This is a genomic window from Streptomyces sp. NPDC058701 (assembly GCF_042715295.1).
GTDB lineage: Bacteria > Actinomycetota > Actinomycetes > Streptomycetales > Streptomycetaceae > Streptomyces.
The window spans coordinates 18,577-45,089 of the sequence record NZ_JBHXSY010000002.1 but is presented as its reverse complement, the minus strand read 5'-3'; the positions used below and the strand labels follow the sequence as shown (position 1 = coordinate 45,089).

23 protein-coding genes are annotated in these 26,513 nt (G+C 71.8%); 11 read left to right on the top strand and 12 right to left on the bottom strand.

Annotation, left to right across the window (positions count from 1 at the left end):
• Positions 1-12 precede the first annotated feature (12 nt).
• Entirely contained in the window at positions 13-1,011 is a 999-nt protein-coding gene (locus tag ACFWW8_RS01980) for a DUF5937 family protein (protein ID WP_386522330.1), read from the bottom strand.
• A gap of 544 nt (positions 1,012-1,555) precedes the next feature.
• Here ACFWW8_RS01980 and ACFWW8_RS01975 point away from each other — a divergent pair.
• The 4 genes from ACFWW8_RS01975 to ACFWW8_RS01960 all read left to right on the top strand — a co-directional run bounded on the left by ACFWW8_RS01975 (position 1,556) and on the right by ACFWW8_RS01960 (position 5,576).
• Positions 1,556-2,830, top strand: coding sequence for an MFS transporter (locus tag ACFWW8_RS01975; RefSeq protein ID WP_386522328.1), 1,275 nt, complete (start codon positions 1,556-1,558; stop codon positions 2,828-2,830).
• 21 nt (positions 2,831-2,851) lie between these two features.
• Positions 2,852-3,361, top strand: coding sequence for a MarR family winged helix-turn-helix transcriptional regulator (locus tag ACFWW8_RS01970; RefSeq protein WP_386522326.1), 510 nt, complete (start codon positions 2,852-2,854; stop codon positions 3,359-3,361).
• Positions 3,362-3,446: 85 nt separating this feature from the next.
• Positions 3,447-3,779: a DUF3817 domain-containing protein gene (locus tag ACFWW8_RS01965; RefSeq protein WP_386522323.1), complete on the top strand. Its 333-nt coding sequence runs from the start codon at positions 3,447-3,449 to the stop codon at positions 3,777-3,779.
• A 96-nt stretch (positions 3,780-3,875) separates the two neighbouring features.
• Positions 3,876-5,576: a methylmalonyl-CoA mutase gene (locus ACFWW8_RS01960; RefSeq protein ID WP_386522321.1), complete on the top strand. Its 1,701-nt coding sequence runs from the start codon at positions 3,876-3,878 to the stop codon at positions 5,574-5,576.
• Between the two features lie 294 nt (positions 5,577-5,870).
• On the opposite strand, the gene ACFWW8_RS01955 is transcribed toward ACFWW8_RS01960, so the two are convergent.
• The gene (locus ACFWW8_RS01955) at positions 5,871-6,515 is read right to left on the bottom strand and encodes a TetR/AcrR family transcriptional regulator (RefSeq protein ID WP_386522318.1); all 645 of its coding nucleotides are present in this window, start codon (positions 6,513-6,515) and stop codon (positions 5,871-5,873) included.
• A gap of 237 nt (positions 6,516-6,752) precedes the next feature.
• Here ACFWW8_RS01955 and ACFWW8_RS01950 point away from each other — a divergent pair, with 237 nt between their 5' ends.
• The 4 genes from ACFWW8_RS01950 (at position 6,753) to ACFWW8_RS01935 (ending at position 11,042) form a co-directional block, all read left to right on the top strand.
• Positions 6,753-7,754: a tetratricopeptide repeat protein gene (locus ACFWW8_RS01950; protein WP_386522315.1), complete on the top strand. Its 1,002-nt coding sequence runs from the start codon at positions 6,753-6,755 to the stop codon at positions 7,752-7,754.
• Positions 7,755-8,383: 629 nt separating this feature from the next.
• Entirely contained in the window at positions 8,384-9,028 is a 645-nt protein-coding gene (locus tag ACFWW8_RS01945; RefSeq protein ID WP_386522313.1) for a DUF6230 family protein, read from the top strand.
• Between the two features lie 102 nt (positions 9,029-9,130).
• On the top strand, positions 9,131-9,697 hold the full coding sequence (locus ACFWW8_RS01940) for a DUF6114 domain-containing protein (RefSeq protein ID WP_386522311.1): 567 nt from the start codon (positions 9,131-9,133) through the stop codon (positions 9,695-9,697).
• Complete coding sequence (locus ACFWW8_RS01935; protein ID WP_386522309.1) at positions 9,687-11,042, top strand: hypothetical protein; 1,356 nt, start codon at positions 9,687-9,689, stop codon at positions 11,040-11,042. The genes ACFWW8_RS01940 and ACFWW8_RS01935 overlap by 11 nt, the downstream gene beginning before the upstream one ends.
• A gap of 63 nt (positions 11,043-11,105) precedes the next feature.
• Here ACFWW8_RS01935 and ACFWW8_RS01930 read toward each other — a convergent pair whose 3' ends face one another.
• From ACFWW8_RS01930 to pta, 7 genes are all read right to left on the bottom strand, one after another.
• Entirely contained in the window at positions 11,106-11,663 is a 558-nt protein-coding gene (locus ACFWW8_RS01930) for a hypothetical protein (RefSeq protein WP_386522307.1), read from the bottom strand.
• Positions 11,660-12,358 carry a hypothetical protein gene (locus tag ACFWW8_RS01925; RefSeq protein ID WP_386522304.1) on the bottom strand — a complete coding sequence of 233 codons (699 nt, stop codon included), beginning with the start codon at positions 12,356-12,358 and terminating at the stop codon, positions 11,660-11,662. Before ACFWW8_RS01925 ends, ACFWW8_RS01930 begins: the two co-directional genes overlap by 4 nt.
• On the bottom strand, positions 12,315-13,526 hold the full coding sequence (locus tag ACFWW8_RS01920; RefSeq protein WP_386522302.1) for a hypothetical protein: 1,212 nt from the start codon (positions 13,524-13,526) through the stop codon (positions 12,315-12,317). The genes ACFWW8_RS01925 and ACFWW8_RS01920 overlap by 44 nt, the downstream gene beginning before the upstream one ends.
• 337 nt (positions 13,527-13,863) lie before the next feature.
• Positions 13,864-14,265 carry a hypothetical protein gene (locus ACFWW8_RS01915; RefSeq protein ID WP_386522299.1) on the bottom strand — a complete coding sequence of 134 codons (402 nt, stop codon included), beginning with the start codon at positions 14,263-14,265 and terminating at the stop codon, positions 13,864-13,866.
• 319 nt (positions 14,266-14,584) lie between these two features.
• Positions 14,585-16,015, bottom strand: a complete 1,431-nt coding sequence (gene pyk / locus ACFWW8_RS01910; protein ID WP_386522296.1) for a pyruvate kinase — start codon at positions 16,013-16,015, stop codon at positions 14,585-14,587.
• A gap of 63 nt (positions 16,016-16,078) precedes the next feature.
• Positions 16,079-17,293, bottom strand: a complete 1,215-nt coding sequence (locus ACFWW8_RS01905) for an acetate kinase (RefSeq protein WP_386522294.1) — start codon at positions 17,291-17,293, stop codon at positions 16,079-16,081.
• Positions 17,294-17,329: 36 nt separating this feature from the next.
• Entirely contained in the window at positions 17,330-19,414 is a 2,085-nt protein-coding gene (pta, locus tag ACFWW8_RS01900) for a phosphate acetyltransferase (RefSeq protein ID WP_386522291.1), read from the bottom strand.
• A gap of 356 nt (positions 19,415-19,770) precedes the next feature.
• Here pta and ACFWW8_RS01895 point away from each other — a divergent pair, with 356 nt between their 5' ends.
• Positions 19,771-20,796: an ATP-dependent 6-phosphofructokinase gene (locus tag ACFWW8_RS01895; RefSeq protein ID WP_386522289.1), complete on the top strand. Its 1,026-nt coding sequence runs from the start codon at positions 19,771-19,773 to the stop codon at positions 20,794-20,796.
• Between the two features lie 159 nt (positions 20,797-20,955).
• Here ACFWW8_RS01895 and ACFWW8_RS01890 read toward each other — a convergent pair whose 3' ends face one another.
• Positions 20,956-21,648 carry an XRE family transcriptional regulator gene (locus ACFWW8_RS01890; protein ID WP_386522286.1) on the bottom strand — a complete coding sequence of 231 codons (693 nt, stop codon included), beginning with the start codon at positions 21,646-21,648 and terminating at the stop codon, positions 20,956-20,958.
• A gap of 236 nt (positions 21,649-21,884) precedes the next feature.
• On the opposite strand from ACFWW8_RS01890, the gene ACFWW8_RS01885 reads away from it, so the two are divergent.
• Together ACFWW8_RS01885 and ACFWW8_RS01880 are read left to right on the top strand one after the other, a co-directional pair.
• Complete coding sequence (locus ACFWW8_RS01885; RefSeq protein ID WP_386522284.1) at positions 21,885-22,307, top strand: MerR family transcriptional regulator; 423 nt, start codon at positions 21,885-21,887, stop codon at positions 22,305-22,307.
• Positions 22,308-22,336: 29 nt separating this feature from the next.
• On the top strand, positions 22,337-22,693 hold the full coding sequence (locus ACFWW8_RS01880; RefSeq protein ID WP_386522281.1) for a thioredoxin family protein: 357 nt from the start codon (positions 22,337-22,339) through the stop codon (positions 22,691-22,693).
• On the opposite strand, the gene glgB is transcribed toward ACFWW8_RS01880, so the two are convergent.
• Together glgB and ACFWW8_RS01870 are read right to left on the bottom strand one after the other, a co-directional pair.
• Complete coding sequence (glgB, locus tag ACFWW8_RS01875; RefSeq protein ID WP_386522279.1) at positions 22,683-24,971, bottom strand: 1,4-alpha-glucan branching enzyme; 2,289 nt, start codon at positions 24,969-24,971, stop codon at positions 22,683-22,685. The two genes, ACFWW8_RS01880 and glgB, sit on opposite strands and share 11 nt — an antisense overlap.
• Positions 24,968-26,413: a maltokinase gene (locus ACFWW8_RS01870; RefSeq protein ID WP_386522276.1), complete on the bottom strand. Its 1,446-nt coding sequence runs from the start codon at positions 26,411-26,413 to the stop codon at positions 24,968-24,970. The genes glgB and ACFWW8_RS01870 overlap by 4 nt, the downstream gene beginning before the upstream one ends.
• Positions 26,414-26,513 lie beyond the last annotated feature (100 nt).

Sequence of the window (26,513 nt, the reverse complement as noted above, 5' to 3'; positions counted from 1 at the left end):
AGCCCGGCCCGCTCATCGGGTGGCGGGCTCGCCCGTGGTGAGGGCGAGGGCCAGCGGGGTCCGCTCGTACAGGACCTGGCGGCCGTGCCGGGCGGAGACCAGCAGGCCCGCCGCGTGCAGCACCCCCAGGTGCGCCGAGACCGTGGACGGGGCCAGGCCCAGGCGGTGGGCCAGCGCCGTGGTGGAGGCCGGCTCGTCCAGGGCGCACAGCACCTCGGCCCGGGCCGCGCCCAGCAGCCGCGCCAGGGCCTGCGGAGCGGGTCCCGCCGAGGCGGTCCACAGCCCGCCGACGCCGCGCGCCGGGTACACGAGCGTCGGCTGCCAGGGCGGGTCGTAGCCGCCGACCACCTGCGGCCAGACGAACGCGCTCGGCATCAGCAGCAGCCCCTGCCCGTCCAGCGAGCGGTGGTGGTGCGCGGACCGCTCGATGGTCAGGGTGTCGCTCTCCCCGTACCAGCGCAGCTCCGGGTGCAGCCCGTCGAACAGCGCCTCCAGCCCGCCCGCCGCGAGCCGCCGGGAGTGGAACAGGATGTCCGCCTCCAGCAGGGCGCGCAGCCGAGGCCAGTGCGGTTCGACCAGCGCATGCCAGGCCCGCTCCGTGAGGTCGGCCAACTCCCGTACGGCGCGCGCCGGATCGGCCATCATCCGCTGCCCCGCGTCGCTCTCCAGGGCGCCCGGGGTGCAGACCAGCGAGAGCCGCAGGTCCTCGCGGGCCGCGTCGGGGTCGGCGGCCCGGACCCGCGCCATCTCCTCCTCGAAGGTGACGGAGGGGCCGAGGGGCGGCGGGCTGAGGAAGTCCGGATGGTGCCCGGCGCGGGGCATCAGCAGCCACAGCGGACGCAGGTCCAGCCCCTCGGCGGCGGCCCTCGCCTGCCGGAGCCACGGGAGGTGGTAGGCCTGCCGGTGCGGTGACAGCAGGACCCGTACCGCTTCCTGGGTCTCCCAGCGGGGGGAGAGCGAGAACCGGCACCGCAGCAGGTCGCCCGGCCCGAAGCGGAAGTGAAACCCCACGCCGCCCACCCCTTCCCGTGCCGTGCCGTGCCCGTGCCGTGCCCTTGCGGTGCCCGTGCCCGTGCCGTGCCCATTTCCGGGCTCGTTTCCGTGCCTGTTTTCGTGCTCGGCCATCGGCTGCCCTTGCGCTGGCGGCGTCTCCCGGCGCCCGTCCGCCCGTATCCGTCCGCCGTCCGCCGTCCGCCGTCCCCGGTCCGCCGTCCGCCGTCCGCCGGTGTGGCGTGGTGGCGCTCGGCGGTGCGGTATCCGGGCGGCCGGCCGCCGGTCCGCCCGGTGCTGCGGTACGACCCGGCTCCCGGCCCACCGGTCTGCCCTGATGGTGCCGCCGGGCGTTCCCGGCTGCCGTCCGGGCGTCCGCCGGCCGCGCCCGCGGTCGCGCCGGCGTCCGACGCTACGTCATCCGGGGCGGCAGCCGCTCGGGCGGTGGCCGGGCGGAGCCGGGGGAGGCGTATGCGGCTCCGCCGCCCCGGCCGGGGCGGGCGCGGTGGATTCGGGTCACGGCGAATCGTTACAGCCGCCGCGCCGGGCGGGACAGGCTGCCGTCATGTCCACCCTCACCCCGGCCGCCGGCCCCGCCCCGGATCCCTCCGGCCCGGCGTCCGCCGGATACCGCTCCGTCTTCCGGGTCCGGGAGTTCCGGCCCGTCTTCGCCGCCCACCTGCTGTCCGTGCTCGGCGTCGTCGTCGCCGAGATCTCCCTCACCGTCCTCGTCTACCGGGCCACCGGCTCCCCGCTGATGAGCGCGCTCACCTTCGCTCTCGGCTTCCTCCCGTACGCCCTCGGCGGCACCCTCCTCGCCGGGATCGCCGACCGGCACCCCGCCCGGCGGGTGCTCGTCGGGTGCGACCTGGTCTGCGCGGCCTGCGCCGCCGCCATGGCCCTGCCCGCCAGCCCCGTCGCCGTGCTCCTCGTGCTCCGCTGCGCCATGGCCTTCGTCGCGCCGCTGTTCCAGGGCGCGCGCAGCGCCTCCCTCGCCGACATCCTCGGCTCCGGCGACCGCTTCGTCCTGGGGCGCTCGCTCCTGCGCATGGTGGCCCAGAGCGCCCAGCTCATCGGCTTCGGCCTCGGCGGCCTGCTCCTCACCGTGCTGGCGCCGCGCGGAGCCATCGCCCTCACGGCCGCCGGATTCCTCGGCTCCGCGCTCCTGCTGCGACTCGGCACCCGCGCCCGCCCCGCCCGCGCCCCCGCCGCCCGCACCTCCCCGCTCGCCGGTATCCGCGCGGTCCTCGGGAACCGCCGGCTGCGCGCGCTGACCCTTCTGTTCTGGCTGCCGCCCGCCTTCGTCGTGGTCCCGGAGGCGCTCCTCGCCCCGTACGCCGACCGCATCGGCGCCGGCACCGTCGCGCTCGGGCTGCTGATGTGCGCGCTGCCCGTCGGCACCATCGCCGGGGAGATCTGGGCCGGTTCCGCGCTCACCGCCCGAACGCGTTCGCGGATCGTGGCCCCGCTCGCCGCCGTCGCACCGCTGCCGCTCCTCGTGTACGCCGTGCGCCCCGGCCCGTACGCCGTGTTCGCCGCCCTGCTGCTCGCCGGGCTGGCCCAGGCACACACCCTCGGCCTCGACCAGTGGTACGTGGACGCCGTCCCCGACGAGCTGCGCGGCCGCGCGATGACCCTGCTCGGCACCGGCCTGATGACGCTCCAGGGCGTCGGCATGGCGCTCGCCGGTCTCGCCGCCGAGTTCCTTCCGGTCCACGCCGTCGTCGCCGGCGCCGGGACCCTCGGTACGGCGGTCGTCCTGCTGCTGCTCGCCGCACTGCGGTCGGCCGCCCCGGGGGAGGAGGGGCCGAAGTATGAGACGGGGCCCGCCGCCAAATGACCGCCCGGTAGGGTCGGACGCGTGCCCAAGCCGCTCAGCCTTCCCTTCGATCCCATCGCCCGTGCCGACGAGCTCTGGCAGCAGCGCTGGGGTCCGGTGCCCTCAATGGCCGCGATCACCTCGATCATGCGGGCGCACCAGATCCTGCTCGGCGAGGTCGACGCGGTGGTCAGGCCGTACGGACTGACCTTCGCACGGTACGAGGCGCTGGTGCTGCTCACCTTCTCCAAGGCCGGCGAGCTGCCGATGTCGAAGATCGGCGAGCGTTTGATGGTCCACCCGACGTCGGTGACGAACACCGTCGACCGGCTGGTCCGGTCCGGGCTCGTGGACAAGCGCCCCAACCCGAACGACGGCCGCGGCACGCTCGCCTCCATCACGGACAAGGGCCGGGAGGTCGTGGAGGCCGCGACCCGGGACCTGATGGAGGTCGACTTCGGTCTCGGCGCGTACGACGCCGAGGAGTGCGGGGAGATCTTCGCCCTGCTCCGTCCCCTGCGGGTGGCGGCCGCGGACTTCGACGAGCGCTAGGCCGCCTCTTTCGGATCGTGCCGGGTCCGCCCCCGGTCCGGGCCCCGGTCAAGATCGCGCAAAGCGGACGGTTAGGCTCGACGCCATGAAACGCAGTGTGCTGACCCGCTACCGGGTGATGGCTTTCGCGACCGCCGTGATGCTGCTGGTGCTCTGCACCTGCATGGTCTTCAAGTACGGCTTCGACAAGGGCGCCGATCTGACCTTCGTGGTGTCCCAGGCCCACGGCGTGCTCTTCATGATCTACCTGGCCTTCGCCTTCGACCTGAGCTCCAAGGCCAAGTGGTCCTTCGGCAAGATGCTCTGGATCATGATCAGCGGCACCATCCCGCTGGCCGCGTTCTTCGTCGAGCGCACGGTCCGTGCCGAGGTCGAGCCGCTGATCGCCGACGACCGGATGGCGACCGCCAAGGCGTAGGCGGCACCACCCCCGCGGCGCAACCGCGACCACCCCCGGGCGACTCCCCGGGGTTTGCCATCGACATTTACTAGGACGTCCTAGTAAATTGGAGTCATGGACGCTGACGCCATCGAGGAGGGCCGCCGCCGCTGGCAGGCCCGTTATGACAAGGCCCGCAAGCGCGACGCCGATTTCACCACGCTCTCCGGCGATGAGGTCGATCCGGTCTACGGGCCGCGGCCCGGCGACGCGTACGAGGGATTCGAGCGCATCGGGTGGCCGGGTGAGTACCCGTACACCCGCGGTCTGCACGCCACCGGCTACCGGGGGCGGACCTGGACCATCCGGCAGTTCGCCGGGTTCGGGAACGCCGAGCAGACCAACGAGCGCTACAAGATGATCCTGGCCGCGGGCGGCGGCGGGCTCTCCGTCGCCTTCGACATGCCCACCCTCATGGGACGGGACTCCGACGACCCCCGCGCACTCGGCGAGGTCGGGCACTGCGGGGTCGCCATCGACTCCGCCTCCGACATGGAGGTCCTGTTCAAGGACATCCCGCTCGGCGACGTCACGACCTCCATGACGATCTCCGGCCCCGCCGTCCCCGCCTTCTGCATGTACCTGGTCGCCGCCGAACGGCAGGGCGTGGACCCCGCCCTCCTCAACGGCACGCTGCAGACCGACATCTTCAAGGAGTACATCGCCCAGAAGGAGTGGCTCTTCGAACCCGAGCCGCACCTGCGCCTCATCGGCGACCTGATGGAGTACTGCACCAAGGGCATCCCCGCCTACAAGCCGCTGTCCGTCTCCGGCTACCACATCCGCGAGGCCGGGGCCACGGCCGCGCAGGAGCTGGCGTACACCCTCGCCGACGGCTTCGGATACGTGGAGCTGGGTCTCTCCCGCGGCATGGACGTGGACCACTTCGCGCCCGGCCTGTCCTTCTTCTTCGACGCGCACCTCGACTTCTTCGAGGAGATCGCCAAGTTCCGCGCCGCCCGCCGCATCTGGGCCCGCTGGATGAAGGAGGTCTACGGCGCCAAGAGCGACAAGTCGATGTGGCTGCGCTTCCACACGCAGACCGCCGGCGTCTCGCTCACCGCGCAGCAGCCCTACAACAACGTCGTGCGCACCGCCGTGGAGGCCCTCTCGGCCATCCTCGGCGGCACCAACTCCCTGCACACCAACGCCCTCGACGAGACCCTCGCGCTGCCCAGCGAGCAGGCCGCCGAGATCGCCCTGCGCACGCAGCAGGTGCTGATGGAGGAGACCGGCGTCGCCAACGTGGCGGACCCGCTGGGCGGTTCCTGGTACGTCGAACAGCTCACCGACCGCATCGAGGCCGACGCCGAGAAGATCTTCGACCAGATCAAGGAGCGGGGGCTGCGCGCCCACCCGGACGGGCAGCACCCGATCGGACCGATCACCTCGGGCATCCTGCGCGGCATCGAGGACGGCTGGTTCACCGGCGAGATCGCCGAGTCGGCCTTCCAGTTCCAGCGGTCGCTGGAGAAGGGCGACAAGCGGGTCGTCGGCGTCAACGTCCACCACGGCTCGGTCACCGGCGACCTGGAGATCCTCCGGGTCAGCCACGAGGTGGAGACCGTCCAGGTGCGCGAGCTGGCCGCGCGCAAGGCGCGGCGCGACGACGCGAAGGTGACGTCGGCGCTGGACGCCATGCTGGCGGCGGCCCGTGACGGGTCGAACATGATCCCGGCCATGCTGGACGCCGTGCGGGCCGAGGCCACCCTCGGCGAGATCTGCAACGTGCTGCGCGAGGAGTGGGGCACCTACACCGAGCCGCCCGGCTTCTGACGGGGCCGGCCCCCTCCGGGCCGCGCACCACGGCCGGTCGCGGTCCCCGCCGGGGGCGCCGCGACCGGCCGTTCGCGTTTCCGTGCGGGGGCCGGCGTGCGCGGTGGCGTGCGCGGCGGAACCAGGTCAGGCCTAGGCCGTGTCTTTCGGATCATGGCGGGCCCGGGGTGTCCGGCACCGCGCCTCGCGGCGTTCTCGTCGGTCGCCGACACACCACGTCGGCTCCCTCCTCGGCCTTGCGATGCACGGCACCGGACACCCCGGGCCGATCCACCCTGATCCGAAAGACACGGTCTAGGAGGGGCCGAGGAGGCCGTGCATCAGCAGGGCGGTGAAGGTGGCCACCCAGCACTCGTCCACCGGCTCGGAGCTCACCAGCGCCCGGTGCACCACCGTGCCGGCGATCACGTCGAAGATCAGGTCCGTGGTGCGGCCGGTGAGGGCCTCGTCCTCCTCGTAGGGGAGTTCGCCGCGGGCCTGGGCCCGCTCGCGTCCCAGCACGACGAGACGTTTCTGCCGGTCCACGATCGCCGACCGGATCCGGTCGCGCAGGGCCTCGTCGCGGGTGGACTCGGCGACCACCGCCATCAGCGCCGTACGGGCCTCCGGGCGCCGCAGCAGCTCCGCGAACTGCAGGACCACGTACTCGATGTCGGCTTCCAGCGATCCCCGGTCGGGCAGTTCGAGCGCGTCGAAGAGCTCCGCGACCGCGTCCACGACCAGTTCGTTCTTGCCCGCCCAGCGCCGGTACAGGGTGGTCTTGGCGACTTTGGCCCGGACCGAGACGTCGCTCATGGTCAGCTTCGACCAGCCGAGTTCGACCAGCGCGTCCCGGGTCGCCGCGAGGATCGCGGTGTCGGCGGCGGCGCTGCGGGGGCGGCCCGTGCGGCCGTGCGTCGCGCCGGTGGTGGTGTCGGGGCCGGGGCCGGGGTTGCGCATGGCCGAGACCATACCCGTCAGTAGCCAGGACGCCCGGTGCCCTCGCGGTGTGGTTCAGATCACGCGGACCGGGGGGCCGGGAGGAGTTACGCTACGGGTCGTAGCGTAAGAGCGGCAACCACGCGAAGAGCTACCGGCGCCAGGTGGGGACCCGGCGCCACCCGCACGGTATCGCGAGGATCGGCGAATTCACGCGATCCTTTTCGTCGGCGCGCGCACTCGGGGGAGGATGTACGCATGCAGCCCAGAAACATGTCCATGAGCGGCGTCGTCGACCTCGCCGCGGTGAAGGCGGCCGGCGAGGCCAAGGCCAAGGCCGAGCAGGCCCGCGCCGAAGCGGCCCGGCAGAGCGCCCAGGGCGGTGGCGCCGGTCCGTCCGCCGGCGCCCTGCCGCCGTCCGCGCTCGTCATCGACGTAGACGAGGCCGGTTTCGAACGCGATGTCATCCAGCTCTCCGCCGAGGTCCCGGTCGTCCTGGACTTCTGGGCCGAGTGGTGCGAGCCGTGCAAGCAGCTCAGCCCGCTCCTGGAGCGGCTGACCGTCGAGGCCAACGGCCGCCTCGTGCTCGCCAAGGTCGACGTCGACGCCAACCAGACGCTGATGCAGCAGTTCGGCATCCAGGGCATTCCGGCCGTCTTCGCCGTCGTCGCCGGCCAGGCACTGCCGCTGTTCCAGGGCGCGGCCCCCGAGCAGCAGATCCGCGAGACCCTCGCCCAGCTGGTCCAGGTCGCCGAGGAGCGCTTCGGGATCATCGGCGTCGAGGTCGATCCCGCCGCCGAGGGCGCCGCCCCGGAGCCCGCCGAGGCGGGGATCCCGGCCGGCCCGTACGACGCCCTGCTGGAGGCGGCCGTCGTCGCGCTCGACGCGGGCGACCTGGGCGGCGCGGTGCAGGCGTACAAGAACGTGCTCTCCGACGACCCCGGCAACAGCGAGGCCAAGCTGGGCCTGGCCCAGGCCGAACTGCTCGTGCGCGTCCAGGACATGAACCCGCAGGCGGTGCGCGCCGCGGCCGCCGCGAACCCGCGCGACCCGGCGGCGCAGATCGCCGCGGCCGACCTCGACCTGGTCGGCGGGCACGTCGAGGACGCCTTCGGGCGGCTGGTGGACACCGTGCGCGTGACGTTCGGTGAGGACCGGGACGCCGTACGGGTGCGGCTGCTGGAGCTGTTCGAGGTCATCGGCGCCGACGACCCCCGGGTCTCCGCGGCCCGTACGGCGCTGGCGCGGGTGCTCTTCTAACCGGGCTCCGCGGCCTGCCCCGGTGCCTGCTCCGGGGCGGGGCGCGAAGGGCCTCCGGATGCCTGAGGTCCACCGGCGATTTGTTGTCATGGAGATAAACAGCGGCCGCGCTTTGCCAAAACTTGGTAATCACGGCCGCTGTTACTCGTAGTAAGTCGAACACCGTGAACTGTCCGGTGTATTCACATTTCCCCCGTTCTGTCGTGGCCCTTGGTGACACCCTGTGTTGCCGCCCGGCGGCGCCGGGTGGACCCCCGGTTATCTGGCCGTTACCCGCCAGTAACGAACCCCCTTGTGCCCCGGCCGGGAATGGACCACGATCGGCGACGCTCGGTCCTTCCCGCAGAGCCGCTCATCCGGAGCCGCGGTGGAGGGTCCCCACCGAGCCGGTCGGTGGCAGTGGCACCGTCCGTGGGACAGGGGGGTCCCTGCCGTACGGCAGGGCCTGTCCTCCAGGTTGCGCGAACGCGTGGCCCAGTGGTTGTCGCTCGGGGGTGATCGCCGGTGTTCCGGACACGGCTCTGCCGCAGCCCGGCCGCCTGCGCTCCTTCCCGAGGACGTAGCACTTCTCCCATCCCAGGACGGGCACGGCCCGGACCGGAGATGTACGTCCGAGAAGGAGGAACGACATGAGTTCTCAGGTTCGTACCAGATGGAAGCGTTTCGCGCTCGTCATGGTGCCGAGCATCGCGGCCACGGCCGCGGTCGGTGTGGGTCTGGCGCAGGGTGCCCTCGCGGCGTCCTTCAGCGTCTCGGGCCAGGACTTCAAGGTTTCGGCCGACTCACTCGTCGGCGAGGACCTGATCCAGTACGGCAGCATCTCGAAGGGTGCCGTGCTGGGCCAGCCCGGCAAGGAGACCGGTCACCCGGTCACCATCTCCGGCTTCAGCCAGGCCAAGATCACCAACATGTGCCAGTCCCTGGTGACGCCCACCCCGCTCGGCAACATCACGTTGCAGCTGCGGACGGGCAACAAGGGCGAGCCGGCCGTCGCCAAGAACATCTACCTCGACGTCGCCGAGCTGGACGCGGACGCCGAGTTCACGGACCTCGACATCGGTGTCGCGGTCGGTGACGGCAGCCACACCACCAAGCCGAAGCCCGGCACGGTGGCGGACGGTGCGCTGTTCTCGCAGCGTGCCAAGACCGCGAAGCTGACCAAAGTGAAGCAGAAGGCCTGGGCAACGACGGCGGGCACCTTCACGCTGCCGGACCTCAAGCTGCGCCTGCTCAGCGGCGACAAGCCGTGCTACGAGGACTCCGAGGTCAAGTAGTCGGGCCCCGGTGCGTGACCGGGCGGGCGGGCAGCTGCCGTCGCCGGCCCTCCCGGTCACCACACAGTTTTCCGTACCACCGTTTCCAGGGAGCTGTTGTCCATGAACGCCGAGGCCCCGGTTCGCTCCTCAGACGAGCACTGGCTCACCGTGGTGCGCCACCGCTTCCGTGACTGGAGGGGTAACCGTCCCTTCTGGGCCGGACTCCTCATCGTCTTCGGGGGCTTCCCGATCGCGTACTTCCCTTACGCGGACCTCCGGTTGGGCAATGTCACGCTCGCCATGGCGACCACCGCCGGCGCGGGCTCGCTGATCATCGGCGTCCTGCTGATGACGCTCGGCATCACCCTCTGGTTCCAGCAGAACATGCGGGTCTTCGCCGGGATCGCCTCGATCCTGCTGGCCCTGGTGTCGCTGCCGGTCTCCAACCTCGGCGGCTTCTTCATCGGCTTCCTCTTCTCCCTGCTCGGCGGTGCCCTCGCGCTCTCCTGGGCGCCAGGCAAGCCGGCCGAGGCGGACGAGCCTGCCGAGGTAGCGCCGGTCACGGACAAGGGCGACGCACTCGCGGACGGTCCGTACCTGGCCGTTCCCGGCCCCCGGGGCACCGAAACGACGTACGCGACAGAGACGACTGCCCACGCCGATGGCGGGAGGAACAGTGCGGGGTGACGAGACGCGCCGGGGTGTGGCCCCGAACGCGGAGTCCCGTGAAGTAAAGGGCCCGCGGCACGCGGCGCCCAGGAAGTCGCTGCTGACCAAGTTCCAGATACCCGTCGGCAAGACGATGGCCCTGGCGGCCATGCCGACCGCCGTCTTCGTCGGGATGGGCATGGCGCCGAAGCTGGCCCTGGCCGACGAGAAGGACATCCCCTTCGCGCCCGGACCGTGCGTGACACAGTCCGACGAACCCGCGGAGTCGGCTTCCCCGAGCCCGTCGAAGTCGCCTTCACCGAGCGCGAGCACTTCGCCCACCGCGACCCCGTCGCCCGGTGCGAGCGTGGCGCCCAAGCCCGGTACCACGCCCTCGGCACCGAAGCCGGAGTCCAAGCCGGCCGAGGAGTCGAAGGCCGCAAGGCAGAGCTCCCCGGCGGCCACCCCGTCCACGGGCGCGAGTGCCTCGCCGTCCGCCTCCAAGACCCCGAACCCGCTCGACCCGCTGGGCGTCGGCGACAAGGTCAAGGAGTTCTTCGACGAGCTCGGCAGGCCCCTCAAGGACGCGCAGAAGCCGGACACCCCGGCGCCCTCCACGTCCACGGCGCCCACCCCCGACCCGTCGGCCGACGCGATCCGCGAGGCGGCGAAGACGGCCGGCGCGAAGGTCGAGGAGCTGCCCCAGGACGTCAAGGACACCACGGCGAAGCCGAAGGACGAGACGGGCAGGGCGACCGACAAGGCGACCGACAAGGACAAGGCCGCCAAGGACGAGGCGGAGAAGGAGAAGAAGGACGAGGACGAGGACGAGGACAAGACCTCGCCGTCCCCTTCTCCCTCGGCCTCGGCGAGCAAGGACGCGAACGGGAAGAAACCCTTCCCCTGTCCGACCCTCGACGCCAAGGCCCTGGCCGACGCCAAGCTGGAGCCGGGCATCCCGCTCCTGCCCGACCAGCCCTGGTACCTCGACAGTTCCCTGCTGACCCTCTACGGCCTGGACTACCACGGCATCGTCGAGGTGAAGACGGGGAGCGGCAAGATCAAGAAGGTCCTGAAGTTCACCGCGGACTCGCTGGACATCAAGGACCTGTATCAGACGGTGGGCAAGGAGGGGAACGTCGCGCACCTGAAGTCCCGTCCCGGCTCCACGTCCAAGATCCGCGGCGGCACGGTGACGATGTACACCGAGAGCCTCAAGGGGAACCTGTTCGGGCTGATCCCGATCGAGTTCACCCCGAACAGTCCGCCGCCCCTGAACGTCCCGTTCGCGTTCTTCACGGACGTCAAGGTCGTCCAGGCCGGCCAGTTCGGCGGCACCCTCACCGTCCCGGGCCTCAAGAACTACATCGGCCCGCCGGAGTAGTCTGCACGCACGACGAAGCTCCCGGCAGCATCCGCTGCCGGGAGCTTCGTCGTTCACCGCGGGTTACGCGGTCCAGACGTACTCGCGGACCGGTCCCGCGGACTCGGGGCGCTCTCGCACCTCGCGGAGCCAGCGCTCGTAGGCACCCGCGCCTTGGAGCCGGACGCCCCAGGGATAACTGGGGTCAATGAAGAGCCGCTCCTTGTTGTGGAACTCGAACTCGGCGCACCGCACGGTGGCCAGCGCCGGGTCGGACTCGCTGTTGAGGGCGTAACGGATCGTGACGATCCGCTGGGGAACCGCGTCGTCACCGAGGAAGTGCCCGCGGCAGGAGGACAGGGAGAACTCGTCGGCGTCCTCGTCCCGCAGCTCGTCCGGGAACTCGACCTCGCCGACCAGCCGCAGGGACAAATGTCCCAGGTCCCCGGAGGGCCCCATCCGCAGGTAGCCTCCGCTGTCCAACGCCAGGTAAACGGTGCGCCCCAGCGGCTCGAACCGTGGAACCCTGCCTTCCCGGTCGAGGTACCCCGGGATCTGTACGTCCCAGACGCTGTCCCCTCGCAGGGGGGCGAAGAGGTTCTCGTAGACCCGTGCCGCGTCGGTCCCCATGTCGTCGTTCACATCCCTCCCGACAGCCACTGGAAGTCATTCGGGTTCATACCGCCGCCGTCCTGCAGGAAGGTCCAGAAGGTGCCGTCCATCTGGAGGACCAGGGTATGGCCGTTGTAACGGAAGATCAGGCCGGGGTCGTGGTCCTTCTTGATCGTCGCGATGCCCTTGAACTCGAACCGGCCGTCACGGATCATCTCGAACCAGTCGTTGAGCAGCTCGGCGCCCTCGTCGTCCTTCCACTTCGGGTACTTCTTGCCGAGGAGCTTTTCCATCATCGGCTTCTTGGATGTCCAGTGCGCTTTCCAGGTCTTCGGGTTGAACCCGACCTTGGTGAGGCAGGGGGGCTTCACCGGGTCGGCCGCAGCCGAGAGGGCACGGGAGGAGCCGGTCCCCGGGGTCGCGGAGAACGCGGCGAAGGAGGCTGCGGACTTGGACTTGCCGGGAATCGGGCAGAAGGACGGCAGCTTGCCGCCGTTCTTGCGCGCCTTCTCGACGATGCCGTTGAGCCGCTTGAGGGCGCGTGCCCCCGCCTCCGCCGCGTCGAAGAACTTCGCGACGCGGCTGACCACCTTGTAGATGGCCTCGATGACATCGACGATCTTCTTGGCCGGAATCAGCGCGCTCGCGACGTCGAACAAGGCCCACAGGCAGCTCTCGATGTCACGGGTGGCGAAGCAGGCCTTGATGTTGTCCAGGCCGAGCATGGCGATGAGGATGTCGGCACCGTTGGCCTTGATCCAGTCGATGATGCTCGCCCCGACGGCGGCCTGGGCGGCGCGGTACTCGTCGACGCAGGTCTGGCCGCACTCGGCCATCAGGATGGCTTCGGTTCCGCCTTCTGCACCTCCTCCCAGGCCGTCGCCACGGACCCCCCTGTGCGGCGGTACGCGCGTGCCCTGCCGTCTCCCGCTCGTTCGCCGCGCGTTGCTCGGCCGCCTGGGCCTTGACGCGTTCGGCAGCGGCCTTCTGGCGCTCCGACGCCGCGGTGGCCTTCTCCTTCTCGGCCTTCGCGCGCTCGGCCTTGGCCGTTCCCGCGGCCTGACGCGCGATCTCCTGCGCGGTCTCGGCCTTGGTCTGCGCGGCCTTGGCCTTGGTGGCGTTGTCCGCGGCCTCCTTCGCCTGGACGGCGGCCGAAGCCGCGGCCGCCTTGGCCTGTGCGGCGGCCTCCTGGGCGGCCACCCGGCGGAACCCGGTGTTCAGGGCGTGCGACTGGGTCTGCGCCAGCGCGTAGAGGGTCTTGCTGTCGGCGACGGTGGCCTTGGCGGCGTTCGACGCGGTCAGCGCCGCCTTCGCGGCGGCCTCGGTCGCGGCGGCGGAGGCCTTGGCGACCTGGACGGACTGCTGTGCGAACAGCAGACCGCGGCCCCGGGGGTCTTCGCGCCGTCCGCGATGGTCCACGCACTGGTCTGCGCGGCCCCGGCCTTGTCCGAGGCGGACTTGGCCGCGATCGAGGCGGTGGAGGAGATCTTCGCCTGGTCGGCCGCCTGATGCGCGCGGACGCGAGGTCGGTGTTGGCCTTGGGGACACGGCGGCCGCGGGACGACCCGAGGCGTTGGCGGGCTTGGCGGCCCAGTACTTCTGCCAGGTCAGGATCTGATCGGCGAGCCAGGCCTGCCCCAGCGATTCGATCATCGCCTCGGTGGCCTTGCGGGCCTCGGCGGCCGCGGCGACCTCGGCGTTGACGATGTCGGTGCGCGGCTTGGCCTGGGCGGCGTACTCCTGCTCCCACTCCATGTGCGCCGTGACGACGATCGGAGTCATGACCCGGTAGAAGTCGTCGGGGTTGCGGCTGTCGCACGCGCCCCAGGCGACCTTCATCACCTCGACCTCAAGGCGGAACTCGACCGAGTCCTCGGCGGGCGCCGCCTTCATGTAGCCGCCGAGCCGCCGAGCCGCCGAGCCGCAGGAAGCGGGCGATGTCGCTCGCCGTCGGGGAGCGGTAGTTGCTGCTCTCCGCATACCGCAGTGTCGAGTTGGTGACGAAGTCGTTGTTGGCGTCCTGGCCGTTGAGCTCGGCGGCGAGAGCCTTCGCCTTGTCCAGGGCAACCTTGGAGGGAACGGCGTGGCCGTCCGAGCCGAGCTGGTTGTAGAGGTCCCGCTGGGGGCCCAGGGTGAAGGCGATGACGTCCTTGTCGAACTGCGGGGCGTACTGGGAGAGGCCCGCTCCGGTTCCCGAGATCCAGTACGGGTGGTTGCTCGCCTCCCACCGCTAACGCCGGTCCGCGGATGCGACGGGCGAGCCCTCGTAGGAGTCGCGGTCCTTGACCCGTGCCTGGTGGAGCGGGTCCATGCCGGTCGTGATGTCGGTCGCCGAGGCGAGGTCGGCGGGCGGGCCCGTCAGGGCCTTCGCCGCCGTCTTCTTCATCTCCGGCCCGCCGATGTGCAGGGCGAAACCACCCGAGCACCGGTCGAGACGGGCCTGCTCGCCCAGGCTGATGGGCCGGTACGGCGGATCGGTGTCCGGCGGGACGTCGACCGCGCCGGCCGGGGCGGCCTGGATCAGACCCACGAGGACCGCGGACGCGGTGAGCAGGGCGGTGCCTGCCAGACCGCGGCGCAGGGCGTCGCGTCTGGCGCGCCGGCCCCCTCGCAAAAGGTTGGTTCGTTGCACGTACTTGCCTGTCTTCGGAGCGTGGTGGTCAGCCCGAAGGAAGGCGTGCGGAACTCACCGCGCGTACGGCGCGACGGTGCAGGTGTGGTGTTCCCCCATGTGCGTGCGCGGTCAGGCGCACACCCCCGTTCGCCCTCCCCCAGGGCACTCCGAGAGTTACATGATCGCGTTACCGTCGGTAGTGCCGATCGAGCCAGAAGCGATCGTTTTGAGCCGAACTACTCGCCGGTAGGTAGAACACGCCGAGGGCGGCACCCCAGTCGGAACGGGGTGCCGCCCTCGGCCTCTGTGCGGCAGAGTCAGGCAGGTGCGGGCCGGGTCAGGCGCTCGCGGCGCCGCCCAGGTGGTGGACCCGGACCATGTTGGTGGTGCCCGGGACGCCGGGGGGCGAGCCAGCCGTGATGATCATGGTGTCGCCCTGGTTGTGGCGGTTGAGCTTCAGCAGCTCCGCGTCGACGAGGTCGACCATCGCGTCGGTGTTGTCCACGTGCGGGACGACGTACGACTCGACGCCCCAGCTCAGCGTGAGCTGGTTGCGGGTGCCCTGGTCGGTGGTGAAGGCCAGGATCGGCTGGGACGCGCGGTAGCGCGAGAGCCGGCGGGCGGTGTCACCGGACTGCGTGAAGGCGACCAGCGACTTCGCGTCGAGGAAGTCCGCGATCTCGCACGCGGCACGGGCGACGGCGCCGCCCTGCGTACGGGGCTTCTTGCCCGGGACCAGCGGCTGCAGGCCCTTGGAGAGGAGCTCCTCCTCGGCCGCCGTGACGATCTTCGACATCGTCTTGACGGTCTCGATCGGGTACGCGCCCACGGAGGACTCGGCGGACAGCATGACCGCGTCCGCGCCGTCGAGGATCGCGTTGGCGACGTCGGACGCCTCCGCGCGCGTCGGGCGGGAGTTGGTGATCATCGACTCCATCATCTGGGTCGCGACGATCACCGGCTTGGCGTTGCGGCGGCACATCTCGATGAGCCGCTTCTGGACCATCGGGACCTTTTCGAGCGGGTACTCGACGGCCAGGTCGCCACGGGCCACCATCACCGCGTCGAAGGCGTCGACGACGGCCTCCATGTTCGCGACGGCCTGCGGCTTCTCGACCTTGGCGATGACGGGGACCCGGCGGCCGACCTCGTCCATCACCTTGTGGACGTCCTTGACGTCGTCGGCGTCGCGGACGAAGGACAGGGCGACCATGTCGCAGCCCATCCGCAGGGCGAAGCGGAGGTCGTCGACGTCCTTCTCCGACAGTGCGGGGACGTTGACGGCGGCACCCGGCAGGTTGATGCCCTTGTGGTCCGAGATGACACCGCCCTCGATGACGATGGTCTTGACGCGCGAGCCGTCGACCTCGGTCACCCGGAGCTCGACGTTGCCGTCGTTGATCAGGATCTGGTCGCCCTTGGAGACGTCGCCCGGCAGGCCCTTGTAGGTCGTGCCGCAGATGGACTTGTCGCCCGGGACGTCCTCGGTGGTGATGGTGAACTCGTCACCGCGCACCAGCTCGACGGGCCCCTCGGCGAAGGTCTCCAGGCGGATCTTCGGGCCCTGGAGGTCGGCGAGGACGCCCACGGCGCGGCCGGTGTCCTCGGACACCTTCCGGACGCGGTCGTACCGCTCCTGGTGCTCTGCCTGGGAACCGTGGCTGAAGTTGAATCGGGCCACGTTCATACCTGCCTCGATGAGCAGCTTCAGCTGGTCATACGAGTCGACGGCGGGGCCCAGCGTGCAGACGATTTTGGAACGGCGCATGAAGCGGATCCTATCGGTTTGTTTCGCAGCGGAATATTCCGTCTGGCGGAAAGTCCAAAGTGACTACTGAGTAACCAGCGCGTACGCCTGGGTGGCGATCTCCAGTTCCTCATCCGTCGGAACCACGGCCACGGCCACCCGGGCGTACTCCGCCGAGACCAGCCGCGGCTCCGGGGAGCGCGCGGCATTGGCCCCCAGGTCCAGCGCGAGGCCCAGCTCCGCCAGGCCGTCCACCGCAGCTTCGCGGACCTGGTGGGCGTTCTCGCCGACCCCGGCCGTGAAGGCCACCGCGTCCACCCGGCCGAGCACCGCCGCATAGGCCCCGATGTACTTCTTCAGCCGGTGCACGTACGCGGCGAAGGCCAGGGCCGCGGCCTCGTCGCCCTCGCCCGCCCGCCGCAGCACCTCGCGCATGTCGTTGTCGCCGCACATGCCCAGCAGACCGCTCTTCTTGTTCAGGAGCGAATCGATCTCATCCACCGAGAGGCCGCCCACCCGCGCCAGGTGGAAGACGACCGCCGGATCCAGGTCGCCGGAGCGCGTTCCCATGACCAGGCCCTCCAGCGGGGTCAGGCCCATCGAGGTCTCCACGCAGACCCCGCCGCGCACCGCCGACGCGGACGCGCCGTTGCCCAGGTGCAGCACGATCACGTTGACCTCCTCCGGCGCCTTGCCGAGCAGCCCGGCCGTCGCCCGCGAGACGTACGCGTGCGACGTGCCGTGGAAGCCGTACCGCCGGATGGCGTACTTGTCGGCGGTCGCGGCGTCGATCGCGTACCGGGCCGCGTACTCCGGGATCGTCGCGTGGAAGGCCGTGTCGAACACGGCCACCTGCGGGAGGTCCGCGCGCAGCTCCCGCGCCACCTCGATGCCCGTCACGTTCGCCGGGTTGTGCAGCGGGGCCAGCGGGATCAGGCTGCGGATCTCCGCCAGCACCGCGTCGTCGATCACGGTCGGCCGGGTGAACTTCGTACCGCCGTGCACCACCCGGTGGCCCACGGCGGCCAGTTCCGGAGAGTCCAGCCCCAGCCCGTCGGCCGCCAGCTCCGCCGCCACGGCCCGCAGCGCCGCCCCGTGGTCGGCGATCGGTCCGAGCTGCTCGCGCTTGCCGCCGGCGGCGCCCGGACCGGTCAGCGGTTCGTGGACGAGGCGCGAGGTCTCCTCCCCGATCCGCTCCACCAGGCCGACGGCGAGGCGGGACCGGTCCGCCATGTCGAGGAGCTGGTACTTGACCGACGAGGAGCCGGAGTTGAGGACGAGTACGCGCGATGCGGTCACGGTGGGGTCTTTCCTTGTCGCGGACGGGGGGGGAGGTCAGACGACGGGCGCCGGTGCGCCCTGCGCCTGGATGGCGGTGATGGCCACGGTGGTGACGATGTCCTGTACGAGGGCGCCGCGCGAGAGGTCGTTGACCGGCTTGCGCAGACCCTGGAGCACCGGGCCGACCGCGACGGCGCCCGCCGAGCGCTGCACGGCCTTGTACGTGTTGTTGCCCGTGTTGAGGTCGGGGAAGATCAGCACGGTCGCGCGCCCGGCCACCTCCGACCCGGGCAGCTTGGTCGCGGCGACCGAGGGCTCCACGGCCGCGTCGTACTGGATCGGACCCTCGATCAACAGGTCCGGGCGCTGCGCCCGGACGAGCTCGGTGGCCTTGCGGACCTTGTCGACGTCCGCGCCCGAGCCCGAGGTGCCGGTCGAGTACGAGAGCATCGCGATCCGCGGCTCGACGCCGAAGGCCGCGGCGGTGGCCGCCGACTGGACGGCGATGTCGGCGAGCTGCTCGGCGTCGGGGTCCGGGTTGACCGCGCAGTCCCCGTAGACGAGGACGCGGTCGGCCAGGCACATGAAGAACACCGAGGAGACGATGGACGCCTCCGGCTTGGTCTTGATGATCTCGAAGGCCGGGCGGATGGTCGCGGCGGTGGAGTGCACCGACCCGGACACCATGCCGTCGGCCAGGCCCTCCTGCACCATCAGGGTGCCGAAGTAGTTCACGTCGGTGACCACGTCGTGGGCGAGCTCGACGGTCATGCCCTTGTGGGCGCGAGCCCGGGCGTAGTACGCGGCGAACCGTTCCCGCAGAGGGGACTTCGCCGGGTCGATGAGCTGCGCGGCCGAGATGTCGATGCCGAGGTCGGCGGCCTTCTTCAGGATCGCCGGCTCCTCGCCCAGCAGGGTCAGGTCGCACACCCCCCGGCGCAGCACCACGTCCGCGGCGCGCAGGACGCGCTCCTCGGCCCCCTCGGGGAGGACCACGCGGCGACGCTCGGAGCGGGCCCGCTCCAGCAGCTCGTGCTCGAACATCATCGGTGTGACGCGCTCCGAGCGGGCCACCGAGAGCAGGTCGCGCAGCTCGGAGGTGTCCACGTGCCGCTCGAAGAGGCCGAGCGCCGTCTCCAGCTTGCGCGGGGTCGCCGAGTTCAGCCGGCTCTGCAGCGAGAACAGCTCGGCCGCGGTCGGGAAGCTGTTCCCGGCGACCGAGACGACCGGGGTGCCCGGGGCCAGCTTGGAGGCCAGGGTCAGGATGTCCTTGCCCGGACGCTCGTTCAGGGTCAGCAGGACGCCGGCGATCGGCGGGGTGCCCGAGGTGTGGGCGGCCAGGGCGCCGATGACCAGGTCGGAGCGGTCTCCGGGGGTGACGACCAGGCAGCCGGGCGTCAGGGCGTTCAGGAAGTTCGGCAGCATGGCGCCGCCGAACACGAAGTCCAGCGCGTCGCGGGCCAGCCCCGCCTCGTCGCCGAGGAGCACCTCGCCGCCGAGCGCCCGGGTGATCTGGGCGACGGTCGGCGCCGACAGCGACTTGTCGTCCGGCAGCACGTAGCAGGGGACCGGGAGGCGGGCGGCCAGCCGCTCGGCGATCGGCTCGCGGTCCGCGGCGGCCACCCGGTTGACGATCATCGCGACGACGTGGCAGCCCAGCGACTCGTACGCGCGGTAGGCGTTGCGCGCCTCGGCGCGGACGGCCTCGGCGGCGTGCTTGGTCCCGCCCACGACGGGGACGACGACCGCGCCCAGCTCGTTGGCGAGGCGGGCGTTCAGGGCGAGCTCGTCGGGCAGGTTCGTGTCGGCGTAGTCGGTGCCGAGGACCAGCATGACCTCGTAGTCCCGGGCCACCCGGTGGTAGCGGTCCACCAGCTGCGAGACCAGCTCGTCGGTGCCCTTCTCGGCCAGGATGGCCGAGGCCTGCTGGTACTCCATGCCGTAGGCCGTCGAGGCGTCCTGCTCGATCCGGTACCGGGCCTTGAGCAGGTCGAAGAGCCGGTCGGGGCTGTCGTGGAGCAGGGGGCGGTAGACGCCCACCCGGCCCGTCTGCCGGGTCAGCAGCTCCATGATCCCCAGCTCGACGACCTGACGGCCGTCCCCCCGCTCGATACCGGTCACGTACACGCTGCGCGTCACGCGTGCTCTCCGTCCATGTCTGTGGCTGGTCCGTCCGGAAGCGGATGCGGACGCTGGTGCGGGCGCCGCCCGACCGCGGCGGCCGGGCGGCGGGTCGAGCGGGTCCAGGGCGTGATTGACCCGGTTGACAACGGCTTGCCCCCTTGACAATACCTCTGCGGATGGATAGGGCGCCCGCCGGGAAAAAGGCCTGCCCAGAGGGGTCGAAAGGCCCCCGGACCGGAGTGGCACACAGCGCGTCACACCCCCCGCACGTGGAACAATCGGACAGGCTTCACCCATACGCCCTTCAGATGTACGGCCGTCCGCCCGCACGCGGAAGGCCACGTACGACCAGGAGCAGGAGACACAGCACGATGCGTATCGGAGTTCTCACCGCAGGCGGCGACTGTCCGGGCCTCAACGCTGTCATCCGGTCGGTCGTACACCGCGCCGCCGTCGGGCACGGAGACGAGGTCATCGGCTTCGAGGACGGCTTCAAGGGCCTCCTCGACGGCAACTTCCGCCCCCTCGACATCAACGCCGTCAGTGGCATCCTCGCCCGCGGCGGCACCATCCTCGGCTCGGCCCGGATGGAGCGCGCCCGCCTCCACGAAGCCGCCGAGAACGCCCGGGAACTGGCGACGCGGTACGGCATCGACGCCCTCATCCCGATCGGCGGCGAGGGCACCCTGACCGCCGCCCGGATGCTGTCGGACGCCGGGATGCCGGTCGTCGGCGTACCCAAGACCATCGACAACGACATCTCCTCCACCGACCGCACCTTCGGCTTCGACACCGCCGTCATGGTCGCCACGGAGGCCATCGACCGCCTCAAGACCACCGCCGAATCGCACCAGCGCGTGATGGTCGTCGAGGTCATGGGCCGCCACGCCGGCTGGATCGCGCTGGAGTCCGGCATGGCCGGCGGCGCCCACGGGATCTGCCTGCCCGAGCGCCACTTCGAGGTGGACGCCCTGGTGAAGATGGTGGAGGAGCGCTTCGCCCGCGGCAAGAAGTTCGCCGTGATCTGCGTCGCCGAGGGCGCGCACCCGGCCGAGGGCTCCATGCCGTACGAGAAGGGCGCGATCGACCAGTACGGCCACGAGCGCTTCGCCGGCATCGGCAACCGCCTCGCCGTCGAGCTGGAGCGGCGCCTGGGCAAGGAGGCCCGCCCCGTCATCCTCGGCCACGTCCAGCGCGGCGGCACGCCGACCGCCTACGACCGCGTCCTCGCGACCCGCTTCGGCTGGCACGCCGTGGAGGCCGTCCACCGCGGCGAGTTCGGCAACATGACCGCCCTGCGCGGCACCGACATCGTGATGGCCCCGCTGGCCCACGCGGTCACCGAGCTGAAGACCGTGCCCGAGAACCGCATGTACGAGGCCGAGTCGGTCTTCTAGGCCGCCCGGTCCCGCCCCGCGGCCCCCGGTCCCGTCGCCCCGCGGCGCGGGACCACCCGGGACCTCCGGCCCCACGTGCGCGGCCGAACGGCCCCGGTCCCTCCCTCCCGGAACGGACCGGGGCCGTTCGCCGCAGGCCCGGGGCCGTCCCGATGTGTCCTACGCCGCACGCCCCGCGAGGTCCCAGAACCGCCCCACGATCTCGGCGAGGAACTCCCGGCCCGCGTCGCCCGCCCCGGCCGAGCCCTCGGCGCCGCCCCAGCTCAGGGTCGCCACCATCCGGGACTGGTAGTCCCCGTGCAGCCGCTCCAGTACCCGCTCCAGGTGGGGCCGGGGGATCGGCAGCAGTTTCGACAGCGGTTTCACGTACGCCTGCCAGCGCGTGGTGACCGCGCTGCGCAGCACCTCGGCGAGCTCCTCGTCCTTGCCCGTGGCCGTCACGAACTGCGCCAGCGTCAGCCCCAGCACCAGGGCGAGGGCCGCGGACTGGCGCTCGTTGCCCTTCCAGCGTCCGGCGTCCTCCATCTTCTGGTACGCGTTCGCCTCCAGGCCGACCCGCCGGGCCAGCTCCTCGGCGGCCAGCCCCCTGGATATCCGGTGCTCGCGAAGGCTGACCGGCTCTGCGATCAGCTCGCCCGGGGAGCACCACAGGACACCGGCGAGAGCCGTCAGCTCGGCGGAGGTGGGCGAAATCTCGCCACGTTCCCAGGCCATCACGGTCTCGGGCGCGACAAGCAGTCCGTACTGGGCGCGCAGGCCGTAGGCGACGTGGCCGGGCGCCATGCCCAGGGCCGCGCGGAGACGACGCGCGGCGGGGGCATTGAAAGGGGGGCTGGAGTGCACACGGCACACCGTAGAAGTGGCCAGGCCGCTGCGCCTACAGACCAAACAAACAAGCCCATAACTCGTAGGAAAGTCCTAGGAAGTTAAGGGCATTCGTCGGGTTTCGCGGCGACTGTCCGGTAATCGGTGCAGCGTAAGATCCACTGTCACCACAAGGTTTCAGCCAGCGCCCGCCGAAGCAAGCCCGCGACTCCCCCCGCCCCGGCCCTTGCCCTGACGTCGGCGTCAAGGAATACGGTCGCCCCATGCGCATCGGCGAACTGGCGGAGCGGGCCGGGACCAGCACCCGGACCCTGCGGTACTACGAATCCCGGGGGCTGCTGACCGCCCGGCGGGCCGACAACGGCTACCGCACCTACGACGAGGACGACCTGCGGCTGCTGCGCGAGATCCGCACCCTCCAGGACTTCGGGTTCGAGCTGGAGGAGACGCGGCCCTTCGTGGACTGCCTGCGCGCCGGGCACCCCGCGGGGGACGCCTGCCCCGCCTCGCTCGTCGTCTACCGGCGCAAGCTCGCCGAGCTGGACGCCCTGATCGGCCGGCTGACCGGCGTACGGGACCAGGTGGCCCGCCAGCTGGCGACGGCCGAACGGGCCACCGACGGGCCCGGGGCGGGCGGGCCGGGGACGGCCGGGCCGACGGCCCCGCGCTGCGAGATGACCGGATGACGACGACGGACAGGAACGGGGGACCCGGCATGAGGGCTCACGGCGTGGACCAGGTGACCGACGCGGACTTCGACGCCCAGGTGCTCGGAGAGCGGGGCAGGACCGTCCTGGTGGAGTTCACGGCGGACTGGTGCGGCCCCTGCCGCCAGCTCGCCCCCGTGCTCTCCGCGATCGCCGCCGAGGAGGCGGACCGGCTCAAGGTGGTGCAGGTCGACGCGGACACCAACCCCGCGACCGTCACGCGGTACGGAGTGCTGTCCATGCCGACCCTGATCGTCTTCCGGGACGGCGAGCCCGTACGGCAGATGGTCGGGGCCCGGGCCAAGCGCAAGCTGCTCCTGGAGCTGGAGGAGCACCTGGCCGGGGCCCCCGCGGCTACGGCCTGAACCAGACCGTCGCCAGCGGCGGGAGGGTCAGCCGCAGGCTGGCCGCCCGCCCCTGGGCCGGCACCGGCTCCGGGCGCAGCGGCGCCGTGTGGTGGATGCCGCTGCCCCCGTAGCGCTCCATGTCGGTGTTGAGGACCTCCCGCCACTGCGGGACCTCCTCCGGCACCCCGAGCCGGTACCCGTGGCGGACCACCGGCGAGAAGTTCGACACCGCCAGCAGCTGCGAGCCGTCCTGCGCGTACCGCAGGAAGGCGAAGACGTTGTCCTCGGCGGCGTCGGAATCCACCCAGGCGAAGCCCTCCGGGACGCTGTCCCGCTCCCACAGCGCGGGCGCCGCCGCGTACGTGCGGTTCAGGTCGCCCACGAGCCGGCGCACCCCCTGGTGGTCCTCGGCCGCAGGATAGGAGCTGTCCAGCAGCCACCAGTCCGGCCCGTACGCCTCCGACCACTCCGACCCCTGGGCGAACTCCTGTCCCATGAAGAGCAGTTGCTTGCCGGGGTGGGCCCACATGAAGCCCAGGTACGCCCGGTGCGCGGCCCGCTTCTGCCACCAGTCCTCACCCGGCATCTTCGACACCAGCGACGCCTTGCCGTGCACCACCTCGTCGTGCGAGATCGGCAGCACGTAGTTCTCGCTGAACGCGTAGACCATCCCGAAGGTCATGTCGTTGTGGTGGTACTTGCGGTGCACCGGCTCCTTCGACATGTACCGCAGGGTGTCGTTCATCCACCCCATGTTCCACTTCAGCCCGAAGCCGAGCCCGCCCGCGTCGGTCGGCCGGGTCACCCCCTCCCAGGCCGTGGACTCCTCCGCGATCGTCACCACGCCCGGGCAGCGCCGGTACACGGTGGCGTTCATCTCCTGGAGCAGCGCCACCGCGTCCAGGTTCTCCCGCCCGCCGTGCTCGTTGGGCGCCCACTCGCCCTCGGTGCGCGAGTAGTCGAGGTACAGCATCGAGGCGACCGCGTCCACGCGCAGCCCGTCGACGTGGAACTCCTCGCACCAGTACACGGCGTTCGCGACGAGGAAGTTGCGGACCTCCTTGCGGCCGTAGTCGAACTCCAGCGTCCCCCAGTCCGGGTGCGCGGCCCGCCGCGGGTCGTGGTGCTCGTACAGCGGGCGGCCGTCGAACTCGGCGAGCGCCCAGTCGTCGCGCGGGAAGTGCGCGGGCACCCAGTCGACGATCACGCCGATCCCGGCCTGGTGCAGCGAGTCCACCAGGAAGCGGAAGTCGTCCGGCGAGCCCATCCGGGAGGTGGGCGCGTAGAAGCCGGTGACCTGGTAGCCCCACGAACCGCCGAAGGGGTGCTCGGCGACCGGCATCAGCTCCACGTGGGTGAAGCCGAGATCCTTCACGTACGCCGGGAGCTGCTCCGCGAGCTGCCGGTAGGAGAGCCCCGGCCGCCAGGACGCCAGGTGCACCTCGTACACCGAGAACGGCGCCTGGTGCGGCGGCCGCGCACCGCGCCCGGCCATCCACCCCGCGTCGTTCCACTCGTACGCCGAGACCGTGACGACGGAGGCGTTCGCCGGCGGGACCTCGGCGGCCCGGGCCATCGGGTCGGCGCGCAGGGTGTGGCTGCCGTCGGGCCGCGTGATGTCGTACTTGTACAGCGTCCCGGCGCCGACGCCCGGCAGGAACAGCTCCCACACACCGGTCGAGCCGAGCGAGCGCATCGGGTAGGCGACGGAGTCCCAGTACGCGAAGTCCCCGGCGACGCGGACGCCCTGGGCGTTCGGCGCCCACACCGTGAAGCGGGTGCCGGCCACCCCCTGGTGCTCCATCGGCCGGGAGCCCAGCGCCGTCCAGAGCTCCTCGTGCCGCCCCTCGCCGATCAGGTGCAGGTCCAGCTCGCCCAGCGCCGGCAGGAACCGGTAGGGGTCGTGCACCTCGATCTCGTCGCCGTCGTACGCCACCAGCAGCCGGTAGTCCGGCACCTCGGCGAGCGGCAGCAGCCCCGAGAACAGCCCGTCCCCGTCGTCGAGGAGCTCGGCCCGCAGCCCCTTGGCGACGATCGTGACGGCCTTGGCGTACGGGCGCAGCACCCGGAAGGAGACGCCGCCCCGCTGCGCGCGGGCGCCCAGCACCCCGTGCGGGTCGTGGTGGCGGCCCTCCAGCAGCCGGGCCCGGTCCCCGGCGTCCAGCGGGGGCGCCGGCCGGACCCCGTGCGCGGGGGCGGCCCGGCGGGCGCGGGGGGTGCGGGGCTTTCTCGCGGCCGGGGCGGGGGCCCCGGACTCGTCGCGGACGGTCGGTGACGGCTGTCGTGCGGCGCTCACGCGAGCGGCCTCCTCGGGGGCTTCTGATGGGGGTGCGGGGAGAGGGAGCCCGGAGCGGCCGGGGTGGGCGGCACGCGGTGGGCGGGACGGGCGGGTTCCGAGAGCCGCCGGATCGCGGCCATCGGGACGTGCAGCCAGTCGGGGCGGTGCCGGAACTCGTAGCGGGCCTCGTACACGGCCTTGTCGGTCTCGTACGCCCGCAGCAGCACCGGGTCCTCGCGGGGGTCGCGGCCCGTGGTGCGGGCGTACCCCTCGCAGAAGGCCGCCCGGCAGTCGTCCGCCCACGCGGGGGCGAACGGCCGGTGCGAGCGGGCGGCGTAGTCGAAGGAGCGCAGTATCCCGGCGATGTCGCGCACCGCCGGTTCGGGACGGCGCCGGTCGGCCAGCGGCCGGGCCGGTTCGCCCTCGAAGTCGATCAACGACCACGAACCGTCGAGGGTGCGCAGCGTCTGCCCCAGATGAAGGTCCCCGTGGATCCGCTGGGCGGACACCCCGGCCCCCCGGGAGGCGGCCAGCGCGTCGAAGGCGCCGCGCAGCCCCGCCTCGAAGGTCCGCAGCGCGGGCACCTCCCGGGCGGTGGCGGCCAGCCGCGCCGTCATCCCGGCGGCCAGCCGGGCGGTCTGCTCCGGGCCGAGCGCCACGGTCGGCAGGGCGGAGGCGAGCGCGCTGTGCACCTCCGCGGTGGCCCGGCCGAGCGCGTGCGCCTCGGCGGTGAAGTCGGCGCCCGCGCCGAGCCGGCGCAGCGCGAGCTGCCAGCCGTCGTCGGAGCCGCGCAGGTACGGCTGGAGGACGCCCAGGGTCAGCGGCTCGCTGCCGGCCAGGTCGGCCTCGTACCAGGCGACGGGCGCCGGGACGCGGGCGCAGCCGGCGGCGGCCAGCGCTCTGGGCAGCTCCAGGTCCGGGTTGACTCCGGGCCCGACCCGCCGGAACACCTTCAGGATGTACGCATCCCCGTAGATCAGGGAGGAGTTGGTCTGCTCGCCGGACAGCGGCCGGGGCGTCAGCCCGGCCGGGATCGGCGCGTCCGGGTCCCGGTCGAAGCGCAGCGGGCCGAGCGCGCCGGGGGCGCGCAATCGTTCCAGCAGCATGCTCGCGAGGCGGGGGTCGCCCAGTGCCTCGTAGACCGCCCTGCCCGCGTACGGGCCCTCCTCGGCGTGGCCGATCAGCGCGGGCGCGAGCGCGGGCGGCAGGGACGGGCGTACGCCCAGCAGCAGTTGGTAGCAGTCCCCGTCCACGTCGAGGAGCAGGTGCAGCAACCCGGGGGCGGACCCCGGGGGGAGCAGCTCGGCGGCCGATACGGCCCTGAGCCTGGTGATGGACCGGCCCTTGCCCGCGAACCAGCGCTGCGCGGGCAGCCAGGCCCTGAGCATCGGTTCCAGCGGGCCGATCCCGTCGGCCCGGTCGGCCGTCAGCCGACTCCGGGCGGATGCTGCCTCCGACATGGCGTCGCGTCCTTTCCCCGGGCCGTCACAGAATGCGCAGTGTCCCGGATGTGCGGCAGTTGCTTCTCCGGTATGTGCGAGTGTCGGGTCAGGATGATCC